The organism is Kitasatospora sp. NPDC051164, from assembly GCF_044455625.1.
Taxonomy (GTDB): Bacteria; Actinomycetota; Actinomycetes; order Streptomycetales; family Streptomycetaceae; genus Kitasatospora.
Genome location: NZ_JBITFB010000012.1, coordinates 214989 through 231174, shown reverse-complemented (window position 1 = coordinate 231174; position 16186 = coordinate 214989). Strand labels below are relative to the sequence as shown.

12 protein-coding genes are annotated in these 16186 nt (G+C 73.3%); 2 read left to right on the top strand and 10 right to left on the bottom strand.

The genetic code is table 11. The features are described from left to right. Window positions 1–9 precede the first annotated feature (9 nt). The 10 genes from ACIBEC_RS19945 to ACIBEC_RS19900 all read right to left on the bottom strand — a co-directional run bounded on the left by ACIBEC_RS19945 (window position 10) and on the right by ACIBEC_RS19900 (window position 13340). Window positions 10–1398: a GDSL-type esterase/lipase family protein gene (locus ACIBEC_RS19945; RefSeq protein WP_396288195.1), complete on the bottom strand. Its 1389-nt coding sequence runs from the start codon at window positions 1396–1398 to the stop codon at window positions 10–12. A gap of 82 nt (window positions 1399–1480) precedes the next feature. After that, window positions 1481–3196, bottom strand: coding sequence for a carbamoyltransferase (locus tag ACIBEC_RS19940; protein WP_396288242.1), 1716 nt, complete (start codon window positions 3194–3196; stop codon window positions 1481–1483). A 69-nt stretch (window positions 3197–3265) separates the two neighbouring features. After that, window positions 3266–4441, bottom strand: a complete 1176-nt coding sequence (locus ACIBEC_RS19935; RefSeq protein ID WP_396288194.1) for a glycosyltransferase family 9 protein — start codon at window positions 4439–4441, stop codon at window positions 3266–3268. Further along, window positions 4438–5718 carry a hypothetical protein gene (locus tag ACIBEC_RS19930; RefSeq protein ID WP_396288193.1) on the bottom strand — a complete coding sequence of 427 codons (1281 nt, stop codon included), beginning with the start codon at window positions 5716–5718 and terminating at the stop codon, window positions 4438–4440. The genes ACIBEC_RS19935 and ACIBEC_RS19930 overlap by 4 nt, the downstream gene beginning before the upstream one ends. Then, window positions 5715–7019: a cytochrome P450 gene (locus tag ACIBEC_RS19925; protein ID WP_396288192.1), complete on the bottom strand. Its 1305-nt coding sequence runs from the start codon at window positions 7017–7019 to the stop codon at window positions 5715–5717. Before ACIBEC_RS19925 ends, ACIBEC_RS19930 begins: the two co-directional genes overlap by 4 nt. Further along, window positions 7012–8127, bottom strand: coding sequence for a radical SAM protein (locus ACIBEC_RS19920; protein WP_396288191.1), 1116 nt, complete (start codon window positions 8125–8127; stop codon window positions 7012–7014). The genes ACIBEC_RS19925 and ACIBEC_RS19920 overlap by 8 nt, the downstream gene beginning before the upstream one ends. 239 nt (window positions 8128–8366) lie before the next feature. Further along, entirely contained in the window at window positions 8367–9617 is a 1251-nt protein-coding gene (locus ACIBEC_RS19915; RefSeq protein ID WP_396288190.1) for a helix-turn-helix domain-containing protein, read from the bottom strand. An 83-nt stretch (window positions 9618–9700) separates the two neighbouring features. Continuing rightward, complete coding sequence (locus ACIBEC_RS19910; protein WP_396288189.1) at window positions 9701–10798, bottom strand: DNA-binding protein; 1098 nt, start codon at window positions 10796–10798, stop codon at window positions 9701–9703. Between the two features lie 269 nt (window positions 10799–11067). Further along, window positions 11068–12063, bottom strand: coding sequence for a hypothetical protein (locus ACIBEC_RS19905; RefSeq protein WP_396288188.1), 996 nt, complete (start codon window positions 12061–12063; stop codon window positions 11068–11070). Window positions 12064–12308: 245 nt separating this feature from the next. Beyond that, a complete protein-coding gene (locus ACIBEC_RS19900) occupies window positions 12309–13340 on the bottom strand; it encodes a hypothetical protein (protein WP_396288187.1) in 1032 nt (343 codons plus the stop codon). Between the two features lie 332 nt (window positions 13341–13672). Here ACIBEC_RS19900 and ACIBEC_RS19895 point away from each other — a divergent pair, with 332 nt between their 5' ends. Both ACIBEC_RS19895 and ACIBEC_RS19890 read left to right on the top strand, forming a co-directional pair. After that, complete coding sequence (locus ACIBEC_RS19895) at window positions 13673–14371, top strand: hypothetical protein (protein ID WP_396288186.1); 699 nt, start codon at window positions 13673–13675, stop codon at window positions 14369–14371. 177 nt (window positions 14372–14548) lie between these two features. Continuing rightward, the gene (locus tag ACIBEC_RS19890; RefSeq protein ID WP_396288185.1) at window positions 14549–16069 is read left to right on the top strand and encodes a serine/threonine-protein kinase; all 1521 of its coding nucleotides are present in this window, start codon (window positions 14549–14551) and stop codon (window positions 16067–16069) included. Window positions 16070–16186 lie beyond the last annotated feature (117 nt).

Here is a 16186-nt window from a genome sequence, read left to right as displayed (position 1 = left end):
CCCGGTGGTTCAGGAACCGGCGGGCCGGTGGCGGGCGAACAGCGGGCCGTACGCGGCGAGCGCCGCGTCACGCTCCAGGAGCGGGTAGTCCAGGAGCTTCTCGACGATCCGGTGCTCGGCGAGGAACCGCTCGGCCTGCTGGAGCAGCACGGTGTCGCCCAGCTCGGTCAGGTGCACCCCGTCGCTCCACAAGCTCCCCGGGTCCTCGCCTTCGGCGTTGGCGGGGGTGAGGTGGCGGGCGGCGGCGGTGAAGGGGCCCCACACGTCCAGGAACAGCGCGCCGTGGGCGGAGGCCGCCGTGCGGGCGGCGTCGTTGTAGCGGGCGAGTTCCGCGTTCATCTCGGTCACGGTGCCGGGGTCCTCGACGGGCCCGAACGGCGTCTCGGAGACGACGACGATCCTTCGGCTGTAGCCGCTGAGCCCGCTGAGCATCGTGTGGATGTGCCGGGTGTACTCGTCGAGGTCCACGGCCTCCGACATGCGGTTCTGGAAGCGGCGCCACACGTCGTTGATGCCGCAGCCGAGGAGGACGAGGTCGTAGTCGGTGCCGGTGGTGGCCCGGTCGGCTTCGACGATGCCGGTGATGTCGCGGCTGGTGGCGCCGCCTTCCCCGAAGTTGCGGACGTCGATGCCGACGTGCGGCCAGGCGGCGCGCAGGGACAGGGCGAGGCGGTGGACCCAGCCCCGCTGGCGCCATACCTCGACGGTGACCTTGGAGCCGACCTCGGGCAGGTCGGCCTGGTTGGCCATCTGCGCGTTGAAGGCTTCCAGGTGCTCCATGATCGAGGTGCCGAAGAAGCCGACGGTCAGGGTGCGGCGGTCCTCGCGCGGCGCGGGGGCGCCGTCGAAGGTGCGGCGGGAGGTGGCCGGGACGCCGGTGGCGACGGTGTCGGGGGCGATGCTGTGGGAGACGACCGCGTTGGCGCCGACCAGCGCGTTGGCCCCGATGCGCACGCCGGCGGTGACGGTGACCTTGTTGGAGAGGATCGCACCCGGCCCGATCATGATCGGTGCGGCCTCGAAGCCGGACGCCCACGGCACGAGCTGCCCCGTCGGCACGTTGGCGGCGGTGCGGGGGCGGTGGTTGTGGTCGTGCAGGTCGACCATGTTCGACAGCGCCGCGCCGTCGCCGATGCGGATGCCGGCCATGGCGGAGATGAAGGTGTGCTCTCCTATGGCGACGTCGGCTCCGATGGCGACGGTGGCGCCGCGGTGGACCTGGATCGTGGAGCCGCGGCGGATCGAGACGCGGTCGCCGATCGTGAGGTGGGCCCCGTGGTCGATCTCGATGACGAGGTCGTCGGGCAGGTCGCAGTCGTCGCCGAGGGTGAGCGCCGTGCCGTGCTCGGCGCGCAGCCGCTCGGCGGCGCTGGGGGCGGGGGAGGTTGTGCTGGTCATCGCGGGTTGGTCCTTCGCTTGCTGCGGATGATGGCCAGGGCCGCGCTCAACGTACCGGCTGTGAGCGCGTCGTGTCGGAGCGTCAGATGGGGCGGTCCTTGCGGACGAGGAACGGGCCGATCGCGAGGGCGTCGAGCGGGCCGGCGGCGAAGGTGGCGATGGCGTCGCGGGGGGTGCACACGATCGGCTCCCGCTCGTGGTTGAAGGAGGTGTTCAGCAGCGCGGGCGGTCGGCCGGTCTGCTCGGCGAACGAGGCGAGCAGCGCCGCGTAGGGGTCGGTGTCGTCGCGGGCGACGGTCTGCGGGCGCAGCGTGCCGTCGGTGTGCACGGCGGCCGGGATCAGGTGGCGGGCGGTGTCTGTGGCCGGCCGGGCGACGATCATGAACGGGTGCGGGGCGGCGGTGCCGATCAGGTCGGGTGCGGCCTCCTCCAGCATCACCGGAGCGAGGGGGCGCCAGGGCTCTCGGTTCTTGACGTGGTCGTTGATGTGGTCGCGGGCCTGGGGGTCGTGGGCGTCGGCGAGGATGCTGCGCCGGCCGAGCGCGCGGGGCCCGGCTTCCATGCGGCCCTGGAACCAGCCGATGGTGCGCCCGAGCGCGAGGTGCCCGGCCACGGTGGTCGCCAGGTCCTCGCCCAGGTCGCGGTAGGGCAGGCCCAGGTCGTCCAGGGCGGTGCGGATGGTGCCCGGGGTGAAGGCGGGGCCGAGAGCGGCGCTGGTCATCGCCGGTCCCGGGAGGGTGAGGTCGCCGCGGCGCAGGGCGACCTCGAGTGCCGCGCCGATGGCGCAGCCGGCGTCGCCGGCGGCCGGCTGGACGAACAGCTCCTCCACTCCGCGCAGTTGTGCGAGGCGCCCGTTGGCGGAGCAGTTCAGGCCGACGCCGCCCGCGATGCACAGGCGGGTCGTGCCGGTGGCGGTGAGGGCTTCGCGGGCCAGCTCGGTCAGGCACTGCTCCAGCAGACGCTGCGCACAGGCGGCGAGGTCGGCGTGCTCGGGCCGGTAGCCGGTGTCGGGGATGGTCCGGCCGTCGGTGTAGGTGCTGGCGCGGTGGTGGGCGGGGATGCCGAGGTCGGTGTACGCGGTGGCGTACGCGGTCTTCAGGCGCCGGTAGTAGCGCAGGTCGGTGTACTGGTCGGCCACCTGCTCGTCGGGGCGGATGCCGTAGCGGGACAGGTCCAGGTGGTAGCCGCCGGCGCGGGGGGTGAGGAAGTCGAGCTGGTAGCGGTCGGGGTTGCCGTAGCCGGCCAGGCCCATGAGCTTGCCCGAGCTGGTCCAGTCGCCCAAGCCGAGGTGTTCGGCGACGGTCTCGTAGAACCAGCCCAGGGACTGGGAGAAGGGGAACTGCCGCAGGACCTTCAGGCCCTGGGGGGTGCCGTGGGCGAGGGTGGCGGAGACGCCGTCTCCGGAGCCGTCGACCACCAGGACGGCGGCTTCCTCGAAACCGGAGGGGTGGAACGCGGAGGCGGCGTGGGCGAGGTGGTGCTCGATCACGGTGACCTGCCGGGGCCGGTGGTGGCCGAACAGGGCAGGGTCCAGCAGCTCGGCGATCAGCTCGCCGTCGGTGCACGTCTCGCTCGGCTCGGGCCAGGAGGGGTTGAACGCGATCGCGATCTCGTCCACCTCGGCCAGGGTGATCCCGGCCTCGGACAGGCAGTACGCCGCGGCGACCGCGCAGCTGCGCGAGTCCTTGTGGTGCTTGCGCCGGGAGAAGCGCTCCTCCTCGGCGAAGGCGACGATCCGGCCGTCGACGACCAGACAGGCTGAGGCGTCGTGGTAGTACGGGCCGCCAAGGCCCAGCACGGTGGCCAACGTGGGCTCCTTCACTTCTGTTGCTGTCCGCTGCCCGGCGCGGGGCCGGCTGGCGGGGTGTCAGCCGGTGGTCAGGTGGTCGAGGGTCGCCTTGAGGACGGCGGAAGGGTCGATGGTGTCCATGCAGCCGCCGACGCCGCCGCAGGCGACCTGGTGGGCGCACGGCGAGCACGCCAGCGCCGACCGCAGCGCGGTGATGTTCGTGACGTGCCGCGGGATGACCTCGGCGCCGTTGGACGGTCCGAGGAGCAGCACGGCCGGCGTGCCGTGGGCCAGGGCGAGGTGGAAGCCGAACGAGTCGCCGGTGACCACCACGTCGACCAGGCCAGGCAGCGCGGACGCCTCCTCCAGCGACAGCGGCGCGTACGCGACGCGGGACTCATCCGCGCCGCGCATCCGCAGGTGCCGCACCAGCGCCTCGCACGCCTCCCGGTCGGTCGGCCCGCCGAGGATCGCCAGCTGCGCGCCGTGGTCCAGCAGCGCGTCGGCGAGCTCGGCCCAGTGCCGGGCCGGCCACAGTTTCGTGGTCAGCGAGCCGCCCAGGTTCAGGCACACCCTGGGACCGGTGCGCTCGCCGAGCAGTCCGGCCGCCCGCAGCCGCGCAGCCTCCGGCACGTTCAGGACGTACGGCTCGCCGGCGTACTCGTATCCGGCCACGGCGAAGTACAGCTCCGTCCACGTCTGCTGGTTGCCGATCGTGCGGTAGTCGTTCCAGGTGTTCTGCCGGAAGAACTGCTGCGCGGCCTCACCCATCGGATACAGGCTGTGGTGGGGTCCGCCGTAGGCGAGCCCGGCCTTGTGCCCGGCGTCGAGCCGGTCGACCAGGGCCGCCGCCGACGGGGTCCGCTCGAAGGAGTACACGGCGTCGAAGCGGCGCGAGGGCAGCTGGGCGGCGGCCTGCCAGCCGTGGACGAGGACCTCGTCGACGTAGGGGTTCATCGCCAGGATCGGCGCGTTCGCCTCGTCGACGAGCCAGGTGATGTGCGCGCCCGGGCGCTCGTCGCGGATCCTCTTGGGCAGGGGTGAGGCGATGAGCATGTCCCCGAGCAGGCCGAGCATCACGATCAGCACCCGGTGATCGACCGGGTCGTGGTGCGGGCAGCCGTGGCACGGCCGCCAATGGCGGCACGGCATCCCGCCGGCGAAGTGCCGGCAGTCCGGCCGGATCTCGAACGAATCGACGGTGTGGACAGGGCCGAGGAAGACACCCTTGCCCGGGATCTGTTCGGGGATCACGCGGTGCCTCCGATCCCGGCCGCGGCGAGCGCGACGCGCAGCACCTGCTCCCCGGGCCCCGACTCCGGCATGAGCGCCTGCGCCAGGGCCCGGGTGCGGGGTACGGCGGCGGCCGGGTCCTGGCCGTCGCGCAGCACCGCGGTGAACACCTCCGCCAGCTCGTCGATGCCGTCCTCGCGCATCTCGGCCCAGGTGAGCTCCTGCACGCCCAGACGCAGCCCGGCGGGGGCGGTGATGTGCGGCAGCGGAATCGCGTTGACGACGATCCCGGCCTCGAAGAGACGGCGGGAGGCCTCCTCGGCGTCCATGAGCGGCGCGATGTCGATCCACAGCTGGTGGCAGTCGGTGAAGCCGGCCTTCTCCCCGCACACCGTGAACCCGCGCCCGGCCAGCGCCGCGCCCAGCCGACGGGCATTGGCGACGGTGGCGTGCGCGTACGCGCGGCCGCGGTCGTCCATCTCGGCGGCGGCCACGGCCAGGGCGAGGACGTCGGCCGGGTGGTGGTGGGAGACGAAGTGCGAGGCGTGCTCGTCCAGCCGGTCCGCGAGGCCGGTGTCGTTGGTGGCCAGCAGGCCCTTGTGCGGGCCGGGGTAGGTCTTGTGGGTGGAGCCGCCGAGGCTGTCCGCGCCCTCGGCGAGCGGGTTCTGCCAGGCGCCCCCGGCGATCAGACCCAGGGTGTGCGAGGCGTCGTAGTGGATCACCGTGTCGGGGCCGACCACCTCGCGCAGGCCGGTCAGGTCCACCGGGAACAGGCACATGAAGCTGTCCAGGTACACCAGCTGCGGCCGGGGCCCGGTCGCGAGCACGCGCTCCAGTGCGGCCAGGTCGAGGGTGCACGTGGCCGGGTCGACGGGCAGGTCGTGCATCGCCAGCCCGAGGCGGGTGCCGATGAAGCGGGTCGAGCCGTGACCGCCGTCGCGCTCGGCCAGGTTGAACGCGGTCGCGCCCAGGCCGGCCAGCGCGGAAAGCGCCACACTCAGCGCCGACACCCCCGAGGTCGGCTTCAGGTTCACGTGCTCGGCGCCCAGCTGCGCGCCGAGCCGCTGGGCCGCGGCCTGTTCGATGGCGACGAGGTCCTGGCGGCCGGGCCACGCCCAGTTCTCGCCCCCGCCGCTGGGGAAGGCGTAGCGGACGGCTGCGTCCATCAGGTGCGGGATGCGGGCGGCCAGGGAGAGGCCGTTCTCGCTGGGGACCAGGTGCAGTCGGCGGCGGCCGGCTTCGTGGTGGGCGGCGGCCGCGCGGAGGACGGCGAGCGCGTCGGGCGGGGTGCTGGTCACGAAGCGGGCTCCTGGCACTCAAGGGTGAACGGCAGCGGGTCGATCGGGGCCTTGGCGGGCCGGTAGCGGATGCGGGACGGTGGCCCGGCGGGCAGCCGTGGCAGGCCCTGGCGCAGGGCGGCCGTCACGGCGGTGAGGGTCATCAGCTCGGCGAGCGGGCGGCCCAGGCAGGCGTGTGCGCCGCCGCCGAACGCCCACAGCCGTGACGTGTTGGTCTGCCCGGCCAGGAAGCGGCCCGGCCGGAAGTCGCGGGGTTGGGGGAAGACTTCGGGGTCGAAGTGGCCGGCTGACGGGGAGTAGGCCACCCTCGACCCCGGCGGGATCAGGTGGCCGCCCAGCGTCACGGGGCAGACCGTCTCCCGTACCGACAGCAGGTTCGGCGAGTGCAGGCGCTGGGTCTCGGCGAGTACCGCCCGCAGCACCGGCAGAGCGTCGCGCCGCACCAGCAGTTCCGGTTCGGCCGGCACCGCGAGGACCTCCTGCGCTGCGGCCCGGGCTGGATCGTCGTGTCCGGCCAGCTCCACCAGGTACCAGGTGACCAGGCTCGCCGTCGTCTCCCTTGCGGCGATCAGCAGCGCCAGCAGGTGGTCCTCCAACGGCCCGACTGCCGTTGGGGCACCATCGAAGGCGGCCACCAGAGTGGCGAGAGCCGATCCGTCGGGCTTGCCTCGGACGGCGGCGGCCCGGCGGGCGAACAGGGCGCGCAGTCGGCGCCGGGCGGCGCGCCCGGCCCAGTACCGCGGGCTCGTGAACCGGGACGTGCCGGGCGGCGCGCTACCGGCTGCGACGAACGTCTCGAAGTCGGCGGCGAACCGTGCCGCGTCCGCCTCGTCTTCGGCGATGCCCAGCAGGACGCGGGCACTCATCGCTCCGGTCAGCTCTCGCACTTCCCGGTGCAGATCGCTGGTGCCGCGACGGGCCCACCGGGCCGCGACGGGTTCTGCCACCTCTAGCAGGGCGGGCACGTAGCCGGGCAGGGCCCGCCCGGACAGCGCGAGCCGCAGCCGCTGCCGGGCCTGCCCGTGGGCATCCGCGGTGAGGTTGAACAGCGCCCGGCCGAACAGATCGTGCACCAAAGGGGTGTTGAGCACCTCCAGGTGATCGCGTTCGGCCGCGAACAGCTCACCCAGCCCGCCCCAGGTCCCCACCAGGACCGTCTCCACGCCGTCGACCGGCATCCGGAACACCGGCCCGTGTACGCGGTGCCCCTCCTGAAGGACATCGAGCGGGTCGGCGGCGAAGCCCTTCTCCGGATGCCGAGGGGGTAACCCCGCGGCGGCCGCCGTGGTGCGCTCAGACACCGGCGCGCTCCAGCACGGTCAGCTGCTGCGCCGCGCGGGCGATGATGGCCGCGTGGTCGAGCGGGGCCGCCTTCAGCGGCGGCCGGCAGGAGCAGTCGGCCGGCAGGTCCGCGGCCTCGCCGCTCTCCCCGAAGCGCATGAGCGCGTCCACCACGCCGTCGGCGCAGGACGGGCAGGCGTCGGGGAAGACCGACTCGAAGTCGCTGCCGCGCAGATTCACGCACGCCACCCGCACCGCGAGCCGCTCGTGGACCCGGCGGACCGCGTCCACCACCGTCCACAGGTTCGGCGGGGTGTACTGCCCGGCCCGCCACAGCTCCCACGCCACCGTGTGCTGCGAGACCCGTGTCGGGCACAGCGTCATGCCCCGCACGCCGAGCCCGGTCAGGTAGTCCACCGACTCCACGACGTCGGTCACCGCCTCGCCGTCGGTCAGGAACGGCGGCTTGACCATCAGGTAGATCTTCGGATCCACCCCCAGGCCGGCCATCACCGCCAGCGCCCGCTCGAAGGACTTCTGCGAGATGCGGGTGTTCACCAGCGTCTCGCGCACCAACTGGTCCGCGGACTGCAGGCCGATGCCGATCTCCAGGCGCACCCCGCCCAGCGCCTGGACGAACGGGGCCAGGACATGCTCGGTGACAAACTGCGGAAGGGACTCGACCACCAGGCGCTTCACCCCGGCCGCCGCGACCAGGCGGGCGATCTCCACCTGGACGTCGCGCGGGATCTCGCGCGGTGCGAAGAAGGATCCGTCGTTGTAGAGGCAGAGCACCTCGTAGTCGGGCTCGTCCTCGGTCCGCGCCAGGGTGCGCCGGACCTGGTCCAGGAGGCTCTCGGCCGAGGCGGCGCCGTCGATGCCGTAGTTGTTGAAGTTGGTGAAGGGGCACATCGTGCACGTCGGCACGCTGCAGCCGCCGGACATGATGATGACCTTCTTGCGGCCGACCAGCTCGCCGCTGCCCAGCCGGATCTTGTCGAAGTCGGTGAACCGCGGCTCGGCCGGCTTCACCGGCCCGGAGGTGCGCAGGCGCAGGGACAGGTCCCCGATCCGCCGCCGCAGATCCTTCACCGGCGCCGGCGCTTCGTCGAGCGTGTGCTCAGGCATGGAGTTCCCCCTTCGATCCCCGGTCCTTCGGCCGGACACGCGCGCGGACCGGAGACGCGGCGCAGCCGTCACGAACCCCTAGGAGACCGGGAGATCCGGCACACGGGAAGAGCGCCCAGGCCGACCGGCCCCGACCGGGGCAGGAACTGAAAGTAGCCGGGCGTTCACGATTGGGGTTCACCGTGGTGAACCCACACAGCACCCGCAGTGCCCGGCCATGGCCCCGCGCGGCCCGCCGCTCAGTTCAGTGCGCCGACCCGGTGCGCGAGTCCGCGCAGGTCACGGCGAGCGTGTGTGGTCATCGGGCGCCCGAGGAGGTAGGTGACGCAGTCCCGCACCAGCGGGTCGACCCGCAGCCGCTGCGGCCCGGCCTGCTCGGCCAGCAGCAGTTGGTGCGTCGCGTCGCCCTCGCGGCCGCGCAGGTGCGCCAACGCCTTTCCCAGATCAGCGTGGTAGGCCATCCTCCGCCCGGGTGCGGTGATCGTTTCGGGGTGCAGGCCCTCGCCGGCGGTGGCGGCATCGCCGTGCCGGCCCAGGGCCGTGTTCAGGCTCACCCGGTGGATGGCGACGTTGGTGAGGCCGAAGTTGAGGTGCCAGTCGCGGCTCTCGCCGGTCCGCTGGGCGAGCCGCTCGGCCTCGGCGAGGTGGGTTGCGGCATCCAGGCGGCGGGCCTCGCCAGCCCGGGTCTTGTCGCGGGTGACGGCCGTGGCCGAAAGGAGGTGGAGCTCGCCGAGCAGTGCCTGCGGCGCGCGCCCGGCCCCCAACTCTGTCTCCAGGGAGGAGATGGCGGCCGCCGTTCGCAGCAGGGCCTGCTCCGCGCTGCCGACCGCCAGGAGCACGTGGGCGGTGAAGAAGTGCGACAGGGCCGTGTACTGCGGGTCCTCGAGCTCGGCGATCACCTCTGCGGCGCGGGTGACCGCGACGTAGGCGAGGTCGGGGTAGCCGAGGTACTTGAGCAGCAGCACGCACGCCGGGTGGTAGGCGCCGGCCAGCAGCTGCAGCAGCCGGCGGCGGGCGTAGCCGTGCCGGGCGTCGGCCGCCGCGCGCAGATCGGACAGCAGGGCGGGCAGTTCGACCGCGAGCGTTGCGTACTCGGAGGCGTGGTAGAGGTTGTTGGCGCGAGCGACGCGGGCCGTCAGCATCTGGAAGGGGTCCTCAGGCAGCCGCTCCCCGTCTGCCGTCGGGACCGCCAGTCCCATGAGAGCGAGCCTGAGTGCGGGGATCGCCGCGTGGGCGCCACCGCTGGTCGGGTCCATCGGCGCGGCCGGTTGGCCGGTCAGCTCGGCGGGCGAGATCCGCAAGGCGTCGGCGATGGAGTCGATGAACACCGTGCTGTCGAGAAGTCGGTGACCGTTCTCCACCATGGACAGGTACCCCTGGGAGATCCCGGTCTGCTGCGCCAGGCCCTTCAGGCTCACCCCGCGCTGGCGCCGTAGGGCGCGCAGACCGGCACCGATCGTCGCTGCCCGGTGTTCCTGCTGCTCATCCATGATCGCCCGCTCCACGTCCAGATGATCGACAGGCTAGGCCAGGTGGGCCCGGCGTATGCGGGCATTCCCCGAAAGTGGTGACGTCACCTCATTCCGAAGCTGCGGGCCATCCGTGCGAGCAGCCCGGTGCCGTCCGTGTCCCGTGCCCGCAGAGCGTGGAGGAGCTCGCGGGCCAGGGGGTCGAGCCTGATGTAGAGCGGGGCCGCGTCTTCGGCCGCGGCCAGGCGCTCGGCGGCGCGGCCGGTGTCCGTCCCTCTGGCCCAGGCCGCAGACCCGAGCAGCAGCAGGTCGGCCCGCCGGGCCGGCGGCATCAAGGCGGCGGCCGCCTCCAGCTCCAGGACCTGGTCCAGGGCGCCGAACTGCATCGCGCTGCCCGCCTTCGCCACGGTGACTTCCGCGGCTTCCACCTCATCGTCGATGCGGGCGGCTGCCTCGCCGAGGAGCGCTTCGGTTTGGTGCTGTCGGCCCGCTGACGCGTGGGCGAGCGCTGCCGCGCACAACAGCCCGACGGACCGCGCCGTGGCGACGTGCTGTTCGGCGCGGTCGGCGGCGACCTCCGGCAACGCCATGCTCGTCAGCAGCCGTATCTCCTCGGCCGCGAGCTGGTCTCCAGCGGTCGGGCCGGCCCGATGGAGAAGGCTCCACGCCAAGTCCCAGTACCCGAGGCGGCGCAGCAGAGCGGCGGCGGCCACGTAGACGGCCGTCCGCGCGGCCTTCGCGTCGGGTCCTCCTTCCTCTTCGGCAACTGCCTGGTCAGCCAGTTCGAGCAGCGCGGGCAGGCGTAGCGCCAGCGTGTGCTCGTCACCGGCTGCCTGTGCGGCCGAGACCTCCTCGGCGCCTGACCGCAGCTCAGCCCTACCCCGGCCGGGAACGTGGGGTGCCCGGGGGCCGGTAGGGACGACATGGCGGCGTAGGTGCCAGGCGGCGGCGCGAACGGCGCCGTGCTGCGCTCCGTGGGGCGCGTAGGGCTGGCCGGTCAGGTCGGCCGGGTCCAGGCGGAGCCCGGCCGCAAGCGAGCACAGGACGCGGTGCCGGTCCACCCAGTCGGATCCAGCCTCTACGTCGAGGATCAGCTGGTTCGCGAGTCCGGAGGAGGACGCCAGCTCGGTCGCCGCGATTCCGCGCCGGGCTCGCCATGCGGCGACGCGGTCTCCGATCGGGACGTGGTGTTCACCGTCCATCCGCAGCGTCACCAGGGTGCTCGCATGGCTATCGGGCTCCGTGCTCGTCCTTGGCGACGATGTTCGCCGGTCGCGGATCTGGTCCTGTCCCACGAGACCACATGGGCTTCGCGGCGACACAGTAGCCACAAGGATCGGGCCAACGCGAATATGCCGGTGCGGTCTTCCCCGGCCGCCGGTGCAGGCTGTGGGCCCGTCAGGCCTCGGACGACGGGTCGGTTAGCTCCGGGAGATTTCCCCGACGGCTCGACCGTTCGCGCTTCGCGTGTTCACCTGGTGCCGTTAGCTCGCAGAAGGTGCAGTGCGGTCGCCGCTGCGTCTGCGGCCGGGCCGTCCGAACCCGCGGCCCGGGCGGCCTGCGTGAGGGCCGTGGTCGCGATGTCGCTTCGCCCGTGAAGGTGGGCGGCGATGCCGAGGTTGTACTGGTCGCCGGCTTCCGGCAGCACTTGCGCCACCTCGTTCCACTGCTGGTCGCTGAGCGGTCGTGGCTTGTGGTCGTGGTCTCCGTCGTCCGCGCCTGCCGCGTAGGCGAGTACGCGCCAGTGCGGCGACGCGCCGCCGGCGGCGCGGTAGAGCAGCCCGGTCGAGGCACCCTGGGGGACCGTGCCGGCCCAGTCCAGCGCCCGCTCGAACAGGGTCCGGGAGCCCGCGTGGTTTCCCCGGGCGCGCCAGAGCCGGTACAACTCGTCCTCGCTGAGGGGGCGGTGGATGCCGCAGCGCCGGGCGTCGATGGCGGCCTGCACGAGGCGATGCCCTTCCGGAGCAGTGCCGGCACCCCGGTGGTAGTGCTTGACCAGGTTTTCGCCGCCGACGATCGACTCGGCGATCCCCTTGCTGACGGGGTAGCCCGTCGCGCGGAGGTACCCCCTTTCGCGAGGGGTCATGGCGAACGGCACCGAGATGCACGTCGCGTACTCCAGCAGCACCGTCCGCGCCGGGGCGGTGGCTGGCGCGCTGTCCGCCAGGAGGCGGGTGCGCCAGGCAGTGTCCATGCTGGCCAGCACCAGGGCGTGCGGGAGGGTCTTGTCCAGCACGCCGCTGCCCAGCAGTACGACGTCTGCCGGGGTGAGGCCGTCGAACCACAGGACGAACAGGCCGCCGCCGCTGAACCGGCTGGTGAAGTCGGGTTGTGCGGAGATCCTGGCAAGGTCGAGGGCCGTGAACTGGGCGAGGCGGGCCTGCGGGCAGCTGCGCTGCACGCTCTCGAACATGGCCCGAGTGACGCCGGACAGCGGTGAGCCGTCCAGGAGGATCATGGAGTTCATCGGCTCGGAGGCCGACGCCAGGAGCCGCGAGACCTCGTTGATCGGGTCTCCCTGCCCCTCTGGGTCGGGTCGGTTCCCGCCGCCCGGCCGACCGCGGAGCGCAGGACGCCCTTGGCGACTGGGCCACGGTGAGTCCTTAAGTCCGGTGCGGCGCGCTGGCCGCGATGGTGTCCTTCGGCGAGGAGCTGGTCGTCGTCGTTCCCGATGTGGTCCGGTTCCCTCTGCGGCGCGGGCACCGGGACCTGTCAGGATCCGCCGGCTGCGCGGAGGTTCAGAGGTCTGTCCCAGGCTCCGTGGGCGGCGAAGGCGCGCAGCACGGCCTCGATCACGGTGGCTGCGTCGCGGGTGATGCCGTCGGGGGTGAGGGTGGCGCGGTGGCAGATCGGTCGGCCGGCTTCGGTGCCGTAGTCGGCGTACTTGCCGTCGTCGTAGCGGCCGATGGCGGGCTCGACGTCGAGGAGGCCGAACGCCTCGAGCTGGCGGTGGGTCTCGTAGGCGTCGCGGCCGAGACCGAAGTGGCCGGCGCGTTCGGCGCCGGTGACGTACGGCTCGTCGTGGACGGGGTTCTGGTTGATGTCGAGCCACATGAGGTAGGCGACGATCTCGCTGGGGGTCAGCAGGTTGACCCAGCCGCGGGTGAAGAACTCGATCGGCACGTTGACGCCGGGCAGCGCGGGGCGGGGGACCTTGTACGGGATGGGGGCGGCGGTGGTGCTGGCGCCGCTGTCGCACAGCAGCTGGAAGTCGCGGAAGGGCCGGGAGGTCCCGGCGTTGGGGAGTTCGAGCAGTTGGTGCTCGTGCAGCTTCTTGATGGCCTCGGTGATCTGGCGGGCCTTGTTGACGCGCGGGCTGGCGATCCGCCGGCCGCCGGGGGCGTGGCGGGCGTGCGCGCCGATCAGCGCCATCCAGGAGAAGGGCTGGGCGCTGTCGGGCTCGATGGGGATGCGGTTGGGCCACTGATGGCCGGGGGCGGCCTGGCAGTGGGCGGCGAACAGCAGGACCAGGTGGAAGCGGCCGGCGATGCCGCGCGGGGCGATCAGGCGGGCCGCGGGGGGCTGGTCGGCCCGGGGCAGACCGTTGCGCTCCCGGTCGACCAAGCGCGGGGTGTCGTGCCGGAGGTAGGTACGGCGCAGCCGGACTGCGGCGGGGGCGCGGCCGCGGGCGGCCAGTTCTTCGCTGGCGGTGGTGACGGCGGCCAGGGCTCCGCTGGTGCGCAGCGTGGTGAGCGCGTCGAGACGGGCCTGGACCTTGGCGGTAGCAGCTGCGGAGCGGTTCATCGACGAGTTCTCACCTTTTGATCGCCACGTTTTGATCCGTATGTTGCGCTCATCGTCATCCATCTACCTAGTCATGGTGTCGACATGAGGATCAATCCGTGGTGCCAGTGTAGCGGGAGGGGCTCCCCGAAGGGGTCTCATTGTGTGTACGAGCTCCGCCGCCGTACCCGCGGGCCCCGCCTCGCGGGGGCCCGGTGTCCTTGGCGCGGCTCGCGCGGCACAGGCGGTCCGGGCCCGGAAAACGTCTTAGCCCCGGCGACATGATCACGAGGATCAGCGGTCCACCGGGGCTTCTCACACACGACTATACCCGAATTCGAAGGAGGAACAACGTGACGCACGCTTCCCCGGCGCCCGGTGCCGGCCCGTGGGTGGAGACCTGGCTGAGCCCGGCCCGCTTCGGGGTGTACCTGAACGAGACCGGCGGCGACCGCGCCCGGGCGCTGGAGCTCTACCGGTGGAACAGCGAGCTGTCGTGCGCGGTCCTGCACGACCTCGGCCACCTGGAGGTCGCGCTGCGCAACGCCTACGCCGCGGCGCTGGACGCGACCTGGTCGGGGGCGGGCCACTGGCTCGACGATCCGGCCAGCCCGCTGCGCGCCCCGCTGATGCGCACCAAGCGCGGCGGCCCCCGCGGCCCGCGCCAGGTCGACATCAACGACAAGCCCCGCCGGGCGATCGACGCGGCCCGCAGCCGGTACGGGGCGCAGGCCCCGCCCGGGAAGATCATCGCGGACCTGTCGCTGGGGCTGTGGCGGTACCTGTCGTCCTCCGCGCACGAGAAGACCCTGTGGGTGCCGCACCTGCACCGGGCCTTCCCGCCGGGGACCAACCGCGGCAAGGTCGACCGGAAGATCGGCGATCTCCACGGTCTGCGCAACCGGGCCGCGCACTGGGAGCCGCTGCTGGCCGCGCCGCTCACCCGCTGGATGGGCGACTTGGCGTGGGTCGCCGGGCTGCTGGGCCCCGAGCTGGCCGCCTTCATCCAGCACCACAGCGAGGTGTCGGCGCTGCTGGCCAAGCGCCCGTGACGACGGTGCCGGCCGCCGCCCGGGAGCGGCCGGCACCGTCGTCACGGCGTCACCCCGGGGTGCCGCGCTCCTGGTCCGGGCAGGGCTGCGGAGGTGTTTTCGTAGGCTCGCCCGGACGCCGGCAGAAGGCCGGCGCAGTGCGGACCGCCCTGCGGGGCCGGCCGGGAGGAGGGCGTCATGCGCGGCACCACAGTGGCGGACCGGTACCGGCTGGTCGACCTCCTCGGCACCGGCGGGATGGGCGAGGTCTGGCGGGCCGTGGACGAGCGGCTCGGCCGCCAGGTCGCGATCAAGGTTCTCCTGCATCCCGAGGACGACGAGCTGGTTCGGCGTCTGGAGGATGAGGCCCGGGCCGCGGCCGCGCTGTGCGATCCCCACGTCGTGGCCGTCCACGACGTCGGCGAGGCCCCGGTGGCCGGACGCCGGATCGTCTACCTGGTGATGGAGCTGGTCGACGGGCAGCCCCTCAGCCGGCTCCTGGCCGGCGGCCGGCCGGCGGTCGGCGACGTCGTGGCCTGGGGACAGCAGATCTGCCGCGGCCTGCAGGCAGCCCACGCCGCCGGCCTCGTGCACCGCGACATCAAGCCCGCGAACATCCTGGTCACCGCCGACGGACGGGTGAAGATCGCCGACTTCGGGATCGCCCGCCGGGCCGACGCCGTCGGCCATCCCCTCACCGGGACCGGAGCGGTGATCGGCACGCCGTCGTACATGTCCCCGGAGCAGGCCCGCGCCGATGCGGTGATCGACGCCCGCAGCGACCTGTACTCGCTGGGGTGCCTGCTGTACGAGCTGCTGACCGGCGCGCCGCCGTTCCCCGGCGGCGGGTGGCCGGTGCTGGCCCAGCACCTGCACCAGGCCCCCGCCCCGGTTCGCTCCCACCGGCCCGAGGTGCCCGCCGAACTCGGGCTCCTGGTGGCGCAGCTGCTGAACAAGGACCCGCAGCGGCGGCCCGCGGACGCGGCGGAGGTCGCCCGGCGCCTTCGGGCAACGCCCCTGAGCGTCTCCACCGCACCGGTGACCGCACCGGTCGGCACCGTCGTGGTGCCCGTGGACCGGCTGCCGACGGTGCGCGCGGCCGAAGCCCGGCGGCCTGTGGTCAGGAAGGTCTCCACGGACTCCGGCCGCGCGGCCGCCGGGCCCAGGAGGTCGGCGCCGTGGCGGGCCGGAGCGCTGACCGGTGTCCTGGTCGGCGGCCAGCTGGCGATGTTCACCGCCCTCCCCGGCCCGGTGAGCACCGTGCTGGGGCTGGTGGCCGGCGGCTGCGTCGCGGCCGGCTCGCGCCTGGAGGAACGGCACGAGGCCGTCCACGGCCAGCAGGACGGGCAGGGCAGCGTCGTCGCGGTGTTCGCCGCGATGCTGATCGCCGCGGTCACGATGGTGGTGCTGCTGGGGTGGAGCACGCTGGCGTGGTGGGTCGCGGTGCTGATCGCAACGGTGACCGGGCCGGTGCTCGTGGCGGGAGCGGCCGGCGTCCGGGCCCTGGTCGAGCAGGTGCTGCGCCGAGGCGGGCCGGAGGCCGAACTCGCCTCCACCGCCGGGCTGCTCAGCGGTGCGGTGGGCTGCGCGCTGACCGCCTCCGCGGTCCACGGGCCGGTCGCGGGCGCCCTCGCGGCCGGGGCCGGCGCCTGGGTGGTGAGCAGTCTGGCCGTCGGGGCTCTGCTGCCGGCGGCGCGCCCGCGCCCGCGGCACCTGTGATGGCGCAGGTCGGGGCACTGTTCCCGCGGACGTGAGTCGCCCGTTCCCCGGACGCCGGGGCACAGGGGGCAGTAGATTTGCCGGGCGGCGGGCACGTCTGCCGCTCGCCGAAGGGGC